Below are 255 nucleotides of genomic sequence, written 5' to 3' on the forward strand. Positions count from 1 at the left end.
GCTGGCCCTTGCTTGCACGGGTCAGCAGCGGCAGAACACTGACTCGCTCGCTGGCGTAGGCGTCTTCCCACGGTTGAAGATCAACGACCAAGTCCAAATCAGGGTCGTAGACCACCACAGAAAACCCCGGACGAGCCGCACCTCGCTCAGTGCGCAAAGGGCCAAGACGCTTTTGCGTGGCTGGCAGGTGATTGCCATCGACAATGCGCAATTGCCAACCGGGCAGAGTCGATGAGTGGCCGAGCGTTTTTATTG

At 59.2% G+C, this 255-nt stretch carries 1 pseudogene; it reads right to left on the minus strand.

What is annotated here, in order from left to right:
* Positions 1-255: pseudogene (locus tag ACTD9P_RS30330) on the minus strand (IS4 family transposase); the annotation flags it as partial.

The organism is Pseudomonas onubensis, assembly GCF_965653655.1.
Lineage (GTDB): Bacteria > Pseudomonadota > Gammaproteobacteria > Pseudomonadales > Pseudomonadaceae > Aquipseudomonas.